The following is a 12,696-nucleotide window of genomic DNA, read 5'->3' as shown; positions in this document are numbered from 1 at the left end:
TTGCACTTTTGTTTTTCTGCAACCTAAAACAATTATACAATAAAAAGTGCAGTTGGTGTATAATTAAATTATCACAGAGCAAAGCAAAAACAAAGGGGGAAGCTTTTGAAAGATGCCAAAAGCACATATTCTGGTTGTTGATGATGAAAAACCCATTGTTGATATAATAAAGTTTAACTTAGAGAAGGAAGGGTATAGGGTTACAACCTCATATGATGGAGAGGATGCACTGAACAGGATAAAAAATGAAAACTTTGACATGGTTTTGCTTGATGTGATGCTACCAAGATTAGATGGCTTTACTGTTTGCAAAAAGGTAAGAGAGTTTTCAGATGTGCCAATTATTATGATAACAGCCAAGGCAGAAGAGGTGGACAAGGTTTTGGGTTTGGAGCTTGGCGCTGATGATTACATTACAAAACCATTTGGCATAAGAGAGCTGATTGCAAGAATCAGAGCAAATCTGAGAAGAACATCCCAGCAATCAAACAGTGATACACGGTTGCTTAAAGCCGGCAGCCTTGTTCTTAACCCTGAGACATTTGAGGTTAAAAAAAGCGGTGAGGTTATTAATCTTACTGTCAGGGAATACGAGCTTTTGAAGTTTTTGATGTCTCAAAAAGGGCAGGTTTTTTCAAGAGAAGAGCTTCTGGAAAAGGTGTGGGACTATGAATACTATGGAGATGTGAGAACGGTTGATGTGACTGTCCGAAGGCTTCGCGAGAAGATAGAAGACAATCCATCCGAGCCTGTTTTTATTCTTACCAAAAGAGGAATAGGATACTATTTCAATCCGAATATCTGAGAGAAAAATTTTGTAAACAAGAGGAGTTTCTAAATTAAAAAAGGTTAAAGGGGAATATTGTAGAAGATGACAAAAAGCATAGAAAGCAGGCTTATCATTGTTTTTGGGCTTTTGATATTGATGGTGATGTTTGTATCAAGCTTTTTCATAATAGACAGAGTGAAAAACTATTTTTACCAGGATGTGCAAAAGAAGATAGATTTTATGGTAAGCTCTTCTTTGCTTCAGCTTTTGCAGGACAGAAATTTGAAAAAGGAAGATCTTCAGGATATAATTGACCAGACAATGAAAGAAAGCCAGTATGGTTTTATGATAAATAAGCTGATTGTCACAGACTCACAGGGCAGGGTAATTGCTTCATTCCCGAGGTTAAATAGCAGCTTTTTCCCATCCGACGAGATTTTGAATAGCCTGTCGGGTTACAGGGTTGTAAAACAGGATGGTGAAAAGCAGGTTTTGATTTTTTCATACCCTATAAGAGATGGGAAGGCAGTCTCAAGAGCACTTTATCTGGAAGTTTCAACCCAGAATGTCCTTGGCACGGTAAAGGACATCAAAGACATCCTCCTTATGGCGTATCTTATATCAATAGCATTTTCGCTTTTGATAGGTCTTCTTTTTGCAAAGACCCTTTCAAATCCGCTCAGGAGACTTACTGAGAAGGCGCTGAAGATGGCAGAGGGTGACCTTGATGTTGCCATAGATATAGCTTCCAAAGATGAGATAGGCAAGCTTGCCGATGCGTTTGCCAGGATGGCAAAGAATATCAAAATGTATATATCAGAGCTTGAATTTGAGAAGCAAAAGCTTGAGAGAATCCTTCAGAACATGTCAGATGGTGTTGTTGCGATAAATTCAAAGAAAGAAATAATCCATATAAATGAAAGTGCAAGAAAATTTTTAAACGGGGATATACAGGATTTTGTAGAAAGAATGCTTAAAGAGAACAGAGAAGATGAAAATGGAGTGTCAATCTACGAAAAAGAGGATTATACCTTGGAGGTCAGCAAAGCGATATTTATAGATTCATACTCTGCGCAGGGGTATATTTTCATAATCCATGACATAACACAGCAGGCAAGGCTTGATAGCATGAGAAAACAGTTTGTTGCAAACGTCTCACATGAGCTCAGGACTCCAATTACAACTATAAAGACATATTCCGAAACACTTCTTGATGTTCATGATGAGGAGACAAAAAGGCAATTTTTGAGTGTTATTATAAAAGAATGTGACAGAATGACAAGGCTTGTAAGTGACCTTTTATACCTATCAAGACTTGACAGTGGTGAGAATATTTTGAATACAGAAGAGGTGAGTCTTAGCGAGCTTGTAAGGTTTGTATGTGAAAAGCTAAAAATTCATGCAGAGAGGAAAAACCAGACTTTAAGCTGCAGTATTTTGCAGGATGTAGTTGCAATGGTTGACAGGGACAAGATGGAGCAGGTTCTTATAAACCTTATTGGCAATGCCATTACCTACGTTCAGGAAGGTGGGAGGATAGAAGTTATTTTGCAAAAAGAAGAGGATAGCACAAAGATAATTGTAAAGGACAACGGACCGGGCATTCCACAGGAGGATCTGCCACGGATATTCGAAAGATTTTACAGGGTTGACAAAGCACGCTCGCGGGAGCTTGGAGGGTCCGGGCTGGGGCTTTCAATTGCCGATGAGATTGTAAGGGCTCATGGCGGCAGGATACTGGTTGAAAGCAAGGTGGGATCTGGCACCACATTTACAGTTGTGCTTCCAGTGCAAAAAGACAGAAAACTTTTGTAATATGCTCTTAATTGCTTTGTAACACGTTTGTAATAATTTGATTGTATAATGATAAGTAGGTGAAATATATTTTTTGCTGGTGATAAAAGATGAAACGGATACTGATGGTTTTGCTGACCGCGGTTTTTATTGTAGGGAGCTTTTTTACTGTTTTTGCAGAGGAAAAGAGTCTTCAGAAGGCAAAATATATAGATTCTATTGAAATAGATGGTGGGAAGGTAAGCTCTACCACAAAGACACTTATGGAGATTACAGATTATGATCAAAACTTAAGCACATCTGCCTTTGTGCTATCAGGCAAAAGCACAGAGGGCACAGAAATTGCCATCTACGCAAAGAAAAGTAAAAAAGAAGCTTTTGGTAAGGATAATCTGGTTGATAAAATAACAGTGGGCAGGTCGGGCTATTTTGCAAAGAAGATAGATGTCTCTGATGGCAATACCTTTATTCTGGTGGTTGCAGTCAAAGACAAAGATACACAGCTTGCACTGCTTAAAGTTTACTATGAAAAGAAAGAAAGCTTTTTGACAAAAGTAGAAAAGGCTATTTCCAATCTGATAAACTCAATTACAAAATAAAAGAGGGTAGGCTCGATGGAGAAAAACAAAAAAGAAGCTGTAAAGAGCATAGTGCTGGGTATACTTGTTATACTCAGCATTTATTTGTATTATAAGGTGTATTTTAATTATGACCTGAAAGATTTTGCAATTGCGCTAAATGGTAGCTATAGCAGGCTCTCTGAGGATGACTTGATAGCAAAAGCCCATATAGTCCTTGCAACTCCAGAGAATATGTACCTGAATATTTCTAAGAATGTGGTTATTGGCATTTTGAGTACGCAGAAAGAATACTTTGATGTGCTCTCAAAGTTTGTGAAAAAGATAAAAGAGGTTGTTGTGAAAAAGAATTACAGTCTGAAGTTCATGAAGGTAAAGATTGATTATTTTAAGTCAAACAGGGGTTTGATTTTTGACTATGGCTACTTTATTGATTTTAACACATTTGTATATGAACTTACAAAAAGAAATGTTCTGCCATCAAGAAAAGATTTCAGGTTTGATAGAGTTTTCATAAAAGAGAATGGTTCAGATACAGAAGTTTACTTTTTCAGCTCCATAGCAGAAGAGGCGGCAGTAATGAGCTTTGGAGGAGATGCATTTTCTCAGCTTGAGGACAGGATTGAGCAAAAGCCATCTTTTGTGTTTTCATGGTCAGATGGGCTTGGTTTTACAGATCTTGTGAGCAAAGATGCTCTTATTCCTGTTGAATTTTCAAATGTGCAATTTTCTGAAATCAGGATAAAGGAAAGTGATTACAAAAAAGACCTGATAATCAGGCGGCTTTTCCCTGATACAATACTTACCAAAAAAAATGTTTTCAAAAATGGAGAAATTGTGATAACAGATGAGAGGCGCGAGTTTGTGATAAAGCCCGATGGTGGTTATATTTTTAGGTTTACAAAAGACATTTTTTGTGACAGAATAGAATCAATCACAGAAGCATTGATAGGTTATATGAAAAATTTTTACACAAACGAGGACATAAGAATATGCAAAATTGAAAATACCAGAGATGCAACAAGAATTTACCTTATAAGCAGATCTGGTGGTATTGACATATTACCACAGGATGGCAACTGGTGTGTGTATATAGAAATCTCGGGCGGAAAGCTTAAAAAAGTGGAGGGGCACATCTTTGATGTGGTAGCTGTCAGGACATCCAGAATAAAGGTTGACGGGATGAGCGCAATTGATACCATAAAGGAGAGAAAAGGCGACATCTTTATAAAAGATTTGAGCCTTAGATACATCGCAGGTGAAAAGCCTTCCTATCCTTACTGGGAAATCAGCACAGACAGTGGCACGGTGTATGTGGAAACAATTAAATAAAAAAGGAGTTTTGTTTTGAAGATGAACTGGTCAAGGGTCAAGACGATAGCAATCAGCGTGTTTTCTATTGTGGTTTTGTTTTTGACAGTAAAGTATTTGAACCTGCTTCCAAGAGAAGAGTTTCTGACAGACAGGCAAATCAAGACAGCGCAAAATATACTTTCTCAAAACTCAATAGAGCTTTCCTGCACAATTGATAGAAAGATTTACTATGTTTCCAAACTCAATGTAAAAACAGAATTTGCATATGACAGTATTTTAAACAAGCTTTTTGGCAAAAGAGTGGACAGATATCAAAATGAATTTGAAAACAGCATCTATCATTTGAAGATAGTGAACCAGACACTTTTTTTGGAGTCAAAGTTCAAGCAGGACCCATTTGAACTTTTTGATTTGAACAGAAACGACTATATGAAAGACTACGATGGCAGTTATGTTCAGGTATATAAAAATTATCCGATATTTGACAGCAGATTAAAAGTGCAAAATCAGGGTGACAGAGTTCTTTATATCTTCACAAGGGTCATTCCGCAGGGGTTTGAATTGAAGAAAAACAGGGCAATTTCAGCAACAGAGGCTATATTCAACCTGCTAAACCAGCAGAAAAATATAAGAGAGATACAGAATATAAGGTTTGGTTTTTACCTCAAAGACTTCAATGTCATCCAGGGTCAGGCAGTGCCTGTCTGGCGAATTGTTGCAGACGGTGAGGTTTACTATATAAATGCCTTTACAGGGATGCTGGAGTGAAAAATGATAAGAAAAAATGGCTATCTGGCAGGGGATTTTGGGAGAAATTAATAATCCCCTGCTTATTTTTTTTCAAAACACCTTAAATTTAGATACCACTTCTTAAAAAACCCATCTTTTTTATAGACTTTGCCCCATTTTATAATAAAAACAGAAAAAGAAATTGTAGCTTATGTAATATAAAAATATAACCTGACAAAGAAGGAAGGCGATTGTTTATGGAATCAGCTATTTCAAATGGCAGGCACAGTGGCCGTCAGAAGAGTTTTATGAAATTTAAAAAAAGTTTTAGAAAATTTTTGCACAGGTTAAATGAACAAAAATACCTTCAGGCAATGGCAATACCCGGTGTAATTTGGATGATTATTTTTTGCTACATACCAATGTATGGAATAATAATAGCATTTAAGGAATACGACATTACGCTGGGTTTCAATAGATCACCATGGGTGGGTCTTGCCAATTTCCAGGAGTTCTTTTCTGATGAGAGATTCTGGCTGATAATGAAAAACACCATAGGAATAAGTTTTTTCAAACTTCTTGTAGGGTTTCCTCTGCCAATACTGTTTGCTGTGCTCTTAAATGAGCTTGCATCGGTGCGTTTTAAAAGGACTGTCCAGACCATATCATACCTGCCCCATTTTATATCATGGGTTGTGCTCGGTGGAATACTTATGAACTGGCTTTCAGAGACAGGGCTTATAAATATAGTGTTGACAAAAATAGGAATATTGAAGCAGCCCATAACCTTTTTAGCAGAACCAAGATATTTCTGGGGCATTGCGGTTATTTCTGAGGTTTGGAAAGAGCTCGGCTGGAATGCGATAATATACTTAGCTGCAATTGCCGGGATTGACCCGGAGCTTTATGAGGCTGCAACGGTTGATGGAGCAGGAAGATTTACAAAGATGTTCAGGATAACCATACCGTGTATTTCAGGTACAATTGCTATTATGTTCATACTGGCAGTGAGCGGACTTATGAATTCAAACTTTGACCAGATATTTGTTCTGAGAAATCCGCTCAATGCAGATGCTTCGGATGTGATTGATATTTACGTTTACCGTATGGGAATTGAAGCCTTCAGATTTTCATATGCAACCGCAATAGGACTTTTCAAGTCAGTAATAGCACTGATATTGCTTTTTGTTGCAAATGGTGTGACCAAAAAGCTTACTGAAAAGTCACTATTTTAGATTTGCAAGTTTGAAGTATGAAAAGAGGTGCACGGCAAAATGAAAATAAAGTCTTCATTTGGTGATAGGGTTTTTGATGTGCTCAATATAACGTTGATGCTTATTATATGTTTTGTTACTTTGTATCCTGTATGGTACATCATAGTGTATTCATTTAACGAGGGTAAAGATGCAATGCTTGGTGGCATTTACTTCTGGCCTCGAAAGTTTACGTTAGATAACTACAGAACTGTTTTTAGCAACAGTGACATAACAACAGCATTCATGGTGACAGTTGCAAGAACGGTTTTGACAACAACGCTGCATGTATTTTTCACCGCAATGGTTGCGTATGCTTTTATGAGAAAAGAGCTCATGGGAAGAAAGATTTACATGGCAATGGGAACCATTACACTCTTTTTTGGAGGAGGACTTATACCATACTTTCTGCTGATTAAAAGTTTGGGGCTGTACAATACATTCTGGGTTTACGTAATACCGGGAATGTTCAACTTCTATAATCTGATTATATTTCAAGCCTTCTTTAGAGAACTTCCTGTTGAACTTGAGGAGTCTGCAAAGATTGATGGAGCAAATGACTTTTTAATATTTGCCCGAATAATACTTCCCCTGTCAACTCCGGTTCTGGCAACGATAGCCCTGTTTGTTGGTGTTTATAACTGGAACGACTATTTCATGGGAGTAATATTCATAAACAATCCAAAGCTTCAGCCAATACAAACATTTTTGTACAAGGTTATAGCTCAGGTTACGTCAAATCAGATGCTTGCAAACGCACCCGGGGGAATTGCAACCAGAAATGTGACATCACAGTCACTCAAGATGGCTACAATGGTTATAACTACAATGCCCATTGTGTGTGTTTATCCGTTTTTGCAAAAGTATTTTGTAAAAGGTCTTTTAATAGGTGCTATCAAAGGATGATAAATTGATCAAAAAACCTCTTTGGGCATAAACTGCACAAAGCTGTGCAGTTTATCAAAGATAAAAATTTAAGATGAGGAGGTATGTTTTATGAAAAAGCTCAAACTCAAAAGGCTTTTTGCAATGCTGGTGGCAATTGCGTTTATAGCAGGCTTGATACCATTTGCAATTGGCAGTGCGGCAAGCTCAGTAAAACCGGGCTGGAAGGAAGATGCCAAAAAACCAATAACATTTGACTGGTACATCAATTTTTCATGGTTTGGTACAAAGTGGGGCGGCAATGCGGTTTCTGATTACATTACTAAGAAAACAGGTGTAAAGATCAACTTCATAGTACCTGCCGGTAATGAAAATGAGAAACTCAATGTTATGATTGCATCAAACACATTGCCGGATTTTATTACTCTTGGCTGGTGGGAAGAAGCTGTTAAGAAGATGATTGCAGGCAAGCTTGTATACGCTCTGGATGATCTTGCAAAGAAATACGACCCGTACTTCTTTACAGTTGCCAACAAGCAAAGACTTGGATGGTATACAGAGCCTGACGGACATGTTTATGGCTATCCGAATGCATCGTATACACCAAGCGATTATCAAAATCCAAAGCTTAAAATCTATTCCAACCAGACATTCCTTGTAAGAAAGGATATGTATGAAGCTCTTGGTAAGCCAGATATGAGAAAACCTGATACATTCCTGAAAGCACTGGCAGATGCAAAAAAGAAATTCCCAACAGTAAATGGTCAGCCTCTTATCCCAATCGGATTCCATGAATTCACCGATACAGGTTGCTATTCACTGGAGAGCTATCTGTGGAATTTCTTAGCTATACCACGTGAGAAGAACGGAAAGCTCTATGATATTACAACAAATCCTGAGTATATCAGATGGCTCAAGACATTCAATGAAGCCTACAGAAGAGGACTTATTGCAAAGGATGTTTTCATTGACAAAAGAGCACAAATGGAAGAAAAGATTGCTCAGGGAAGATATTTTAGCATGATTTATCAGAGAACAGACTTTGTTGCACAGCAGCAGGAGCTTTACAAGAAAAATCCAAACATGATTTATATAGCAGTTGATGGTCCTGCAAATTCAAAACTTGAAAAACCAAAGCTTGCAGGTCAAGGCATTGCAGGCTGGACTTTGACAATGATTTCAAAGAACAACAAAGATCCAAAGAGAGCAATCAGGTTTATGAGCTACTGGCTGAGCCCTGAAGGGCAGAAGGACTTCTATCTTGGACCAAAGGGTGTAACATGGGATATAATCAATGGTAAAGAGCAGTTCAAACCAGATGTTGTAAAACTTATGCAAACAGACAGACCAACATTTGACAAGAAGTACGGTGCAGAGCTCACCTACTGGATGCTTGGTGACTGGCCATATGTATCTCAATGGGAACCTCCAATGCCACCATACCTGCAGCAGATGGCTGACTGGACACTTGGCAAGACTGTGAGCTATGCACAGTATGACAATCTAAATCCGCCGGCTGATAGTCCTGAAGGTATTATCGCAAGAAAGGTTGCTTTGAAGTGGGGCCAGACACTGCCAAAGCTCATTATGGCAAAGTCATCTTCAGACTTTGATAGAATACTCAATGACTATCATAAATATCTAAAGCAGGTAGGATATGACAAGTTGCTTGCATGGCAGCAAAAGCAGCTGGAAGAGAATAAAAAGAAGCTTGGGCTAAAGTGATTTGGTTTTGAACTTAAAAAAGGGCTGTCCGACAGGATAGCCCTTTATCTTCAATTATTTAAAGCTGTTTTAAAAAGTTTTTTTGTGTTTGTTATAATGTAAATAAAATAATAAAAAGTATTGAGGATGAGATCTGGATGTTTAAAGTTAATTTTTCGAATTTGTTTAAAAATATATTCAGGTTAAATATTCGTCAGAAACTCATTCTTACATATGTTCTCATAGTAGCCATACCCCTTTCTATACTTCAGGTAAATGCATTTTACAGGGTAAGGCTTTTTACAGAAAAAGAGTATATAAGCAACGTCACATTTGAAGTAGAAAAGTTCAGGAATGACATTAATAAAAATGTGGAGCAGTACATAAAAGCAACACAGTTTATTCTGAACAATCAGGACTTTATTGATTTTGTATCACAGTATCAGGAAAGAAACATCGAGGATATATATTCATTCAAAGTAAATGTCCTTGACAAGATAGAATATCTTCAGTATGTAAATTTCAACATTAACAGAATAAGATTTTTCACAAACAATGGTTTACTGCCCGAAGTTTGGCCAACATTATATCAGATAGACAGACTCAAGAATTTCAAATTTATAGACCAGTTTTTATCAGACCAGAAGCAAACATCAATGTGGAAGATTGACAATGTTGATTTACTGGGACCGCCTCTTAACAATGAAGAAAAAGTGGTATCTTTATATACCAAAGTAACCGATTTGACAGGACATCTCATAGGAATAATTGAAGTCAATATGAAGGTGGATGAATTTTTTGCAAATGAGCTTTCAAGAGAAAGCAACAATTCAGCTGCAATTATTTTATCAAAAAGCGGAGAGATTATTTTGAGCAATCAAACCCCGATTTTTCTAAAAAGGCTTGGTATAGATAAAAATAAGCTTGTTCAGATTTTGAAACAAAAAAGCAAAGATGATGAGCAGGAAGGAATAGCTTACCTGAAAATTAACAGAAACTCTGCCGCCTTTGTTTATACCTGTATTCCTGTGCTGGGTATAACTGTCTACAAATTGATACTGTTTGATGAACTGGCAGGTAAAATAAACAGAATAACCTTTCAGATGCTTTTGCAGGTACTTATTTTGATTTTGGCATCCTCAATTCTCATTTTTATCCTTATAACCCTGATTTTAAAAAGGTTAAGACAAGTTATTTTAAGTATGAGAGCTGTTGAAAATGGCAACTTTGATGTTTCCATTGATGTTAAAGGTGATGACGAAATAGATGAGCTTGCCATGCATTTTATGAACATGGTGGAGAAATTGAAGATATTAATAGGCGAAACAGTAAGAAGAGAGGTTGCACAGAAAGATGCCCAGATAAAGGCTCTGCAATCCCAGATAAATGCGCATTTCATTTACAACATTCTTGAGAATATAAAGATGATGGCTGAATATGCTGAGAACTATGATGTTTCAGACGCAATCACAAAACTTGGCAAAATGATGAGATACAATATGAACTGGAAAAGAAAGTTTGTTACATTGAAGGAAGAGATAGAAAATATTCAAAACTATATAGCACTTATGAATATCAGGTATGACAATGAGATAAAGCTGCTTGTGAATGTAAATGAAAAGCTTTTGAATTATGAAGTTCCAAAATTAATTTTACAGCCAATAATTGAAAACTCGATAACTTATGGAATAGAACCAAAGGGCAGTGGAGGAAATATTTTTATAGATGGGAGTATAATTGGTGACTTTGCTGTCATTTCGATAATAGATGATGGACAGGGAATAGAAGAGGATAAGCTTTCAGCCCTGCAAGCAGCCCTTGAAAATGACACAGAAGCAGAGTACTACCATGGACAGGGGATAGCTTTGAAGAATGTGAACGAGAGAATAAAGCTTGCCTATGGTAAGGAGTTTGGAATCAAGGTAGAGAGCAAGTTTGGAGAATTTACAAAGGTGACAATAACACTGCCATATGCAAGATAATGATTTTTTATCTTTAATTTATAAAAGGCGGGAGTATCATGAGAAAAGTACTTGTTGTGGATGATGAAAAGCTTATTAGAAAAGGAATCAGGACAATACTGGAGAGAAATGTTTCGGATATTGATCAGATTGAAGAGGCATCAAATGGCAAGGAAGCACTGGAACTTCTTTTTGCAAAAAAATTTGACATTCTGATAATAGATATAAGACTTCCTCAGCTTGATGGCATTTCTGTTTTAAAAAAGATACAAAATTTGCCTCAAAAACCAAAGATTATTGTAATCAGTGGATATGATGAGTTCAGCTATGCAAAAGAGTGTATGCAATATGGAGCAAAAGGATACATACTCAAGCCGATTGATAAAAAGGAGTTAATTGAGATTGTTGAAAGGGTCAAAAGTGAGCTTCAGAAGGAGGAAAATAATCTCAGGCTTGTCTCTTTGCAGAGAATAATGAGGGCAAAGATGTTTGAGTCAGAAGTTAACAATATTATATTTTCAGGGCTTGATATGAGCAAATTTAAAGAAAGACTTAAAGATTTAGAAATCTCTCCGGATGAAAAAGTTAAATCTATATACTTTCTCTGGGCAGGAAGCTCTTTTGACCAGAATGATTTTTCGGCAGAAGAGGATAAACTGAAACTTGAGAAGATATTGCCGCAGGGAAGTTATATTTGTGCTATATACAACCAGAGAAAAGATATATTGGTATTTACAAAGGAAGCTTTTTGCTTTGAGGATATAAAGAAAAGTTATGAATCTTTAACCGGTAGAAAGTTTTATATGGGCGTTTGTGATGCAGAAAAGACTTTTGAAAACCTAAAGCTTTTATATGAAAGAGCTTACAAAGCAGCACTCTATGGCTTTATTTCGGGCAAAGAGATTGAGTTCTGGTCACAGGTTGCGTGGCGTGAAAAAGAAAAATTTACAAGGCTTGATATGGTTGAAAAATTGAAAGAAGTCATTCTTGCCGGCAAACAAAAAGAGGCAATTGCAGTTTTGGATAGTATATTCAATTCGGAATTTTTTGAAAGGTATTCTGCAGACAGCATACTGGAAGTTTCAGAAAGGCTCTATATTCATGTTGTAGACTGGTTTTGCCACCACATTCCCAAAAAAGTGCTTGAATTTCATGAATATCAAAGTCTTGACAGCATTCTTAATTTTGAAACAGTACATGATTACATTGATCATTTCAAAAGGTTTGTGCATGAGGCAACCGATATGGTAAGCTCCCTCAAAGGAATCCTGAGTGTAAAAGACGAGATTGATGAGGCTATAAAATTTATAAACCAGAACTATCATAAAGACATAAATATGGCAATGGTGGCAAACCACGTTTCACTGAACTATTATTATTTTTCAAGCATTTTCAAAGAAAAAACCGGAATGAGTTTTCTGGACTATCTGAACAAGGTGAGAGTTGAAAAGGCAAAACAACTTCTTGCAGGCACCAGTTTGAAGATATGGGAAATAGCAGAAAAAGTGGGCTATAAAAATCCCAAACATTTTGCAAGGATTTTCAAAGAACTCACCGGACTTACTCCAAATGAATACAGAGATGCCCAAAAAAATTTGAGTGAATAGAGAATTGTTTATAAAACAGTAATAATAACATATGCACGCATTTTTTATTTTTAAAAGACTTAAAAATAGTAACTATAACTAAAAAATGAAGCCTTTTTTTAG

General features: G+C 36.7%; 10 protein-coding genes. All 10 read left to right on the top strand.

Annotation, left to right across the window (positions count from 1 at the left end; all coding sequences use genetic code 11):
- Window positions 1-112: 112 nt before the first annotated feature.
- The 10 genes from OTK00_RS11840 (at window position 113) to OTK00_RS11795 (ending at window position 12,594) form a co-directional block, all read left to right on the top strand.
- Window positions 113-805 (top strand): response regulator, encoded by a 693-nt coding sequence (locus OTK00_RS11840; protein ID WP_045168657.1) that lies wholly within the window; start codon window positions 113-115, stop codon window positions 803-805.
- A 66-nt stretch (window positions 806-871) separates the two neighbouring features.
- The gene (locus OTK00_RS11835; protein ID WP_045168658.1) at window positions 872-2,584 is read left to right on the top strand and encodes an ATP-binding protein; all 1,713 of its coding nucleotides are present in this window, start codon (window positions 872-874) and stop codon (window positions 2,582-2,584) included.
- 89 nt (window positions 2,585-2,673) lie between these two features.
- Window positions 2,674-3,162 (top strand): hypothetical protein, encoded by a 489-nt coding sequence (locus OTK00_RS11830; protein WP_052670800.1) that lies wholly within the window; start codon window positions 2,674-2,676, stop codon window positions 3,160-3,162.
- A gap of 15 nt (window positions 3,163-3,177) precedes the next feature.
- A complete protein-coding gene (locus tag OTK00_RS11825) occupies window positions 3,178-4,473 on the top strand; it encodes a hypothetical protein (protein WP_045168659.1) in 1,296 nt (431 codons plus the stop codon).
- Window positions 4,474-4,494: 21 nt separating this feature from the next.
- Window positions 4,495-5,223, top strand: a complete 729-nt coding sequence (locus OTK00_RS11820; protein WP_045168660.1) for a two-component system regulatory protein YycI — start codon at window positions 4,495-4,497, stop codon at window positions 5,221-5,223.
- A 218-nt stretch (window positions 5,224-5,441) separates the two neighbouring features.
- A complete protein-coding gene (locus tag OTK00_RS11815) occupies window positions 5,442-6,419 on the top strand; it encodes an ABC transporter permease (RefSeq protein WP_045168661.1) in 978 nt (325 codons plus the stop codon).
- Window positions 6,420-6,458: 39 nt separating this feature from the next.
- Window positions 6,459-7,343, top strand: a complete 885-nt coding sequence (locus OTK00_RS11810) for a carbohydrate ABC transporter permease (protein WP_045168662.1) — start codon at window positions 6,459-6,461, stop codon at window positions 7,341-7,343.
- Window positions 7,344-7,433: 90 nt separating this feature from the next.
- On the top strand, window positions 7,434-9,047 hold the full coding sequence (locus OTK00_RS11805) for an extracellular solute-binding protein (RefSeq protein ID WP_045168663.1): 1,614 nt from the start codon (window positions 7,434-7,436) through the stop codon (window positions 9,045-9,047).
- 137 nt (window positions 9,048-9,184) lie between these two features.
- A complete protein-coding gene (locus OTK00_RS11800; RefSeq protein WP_045168664.1) occupies window positions 9,185-11,008 on the top strand; it encodes a sensor histidine kinase in 1,824 nt (607 codons plus the stop codon).
- A gap of 38 nt (window positions 11,009-11,046) precedes the next feature.
- Complete coding sequence (locus tag OTK00_RS11795) at window positions 11,047-12,594, top strand: response regulator (RefSeq protein ID WP_045168665.1); 1,548 nt, start codon at window positions 11,047-11,049, stop codon at window positions 12,592-12,594.
- Window positions 12,595-12,696 lie beyond the last annotated feature (102 nt).

The sequence above is a fragment of the Caldicellulosiruptor morganii genome (assembly GCF_026810225.1).
Lineage (GTDB): Bacteria > Bacillota > Thermoanaerobacteria > Caldicellulosiruptorales > Caldicellulosiruptoraceae > Caldicellulosiruptor > Caldicellulosiruptor morganii.
The sequence above is the reverse complement of the archived record's forward strand: the minus strand, read 5'-3'. Positions and strand labels throughout refer to the sequence as shown.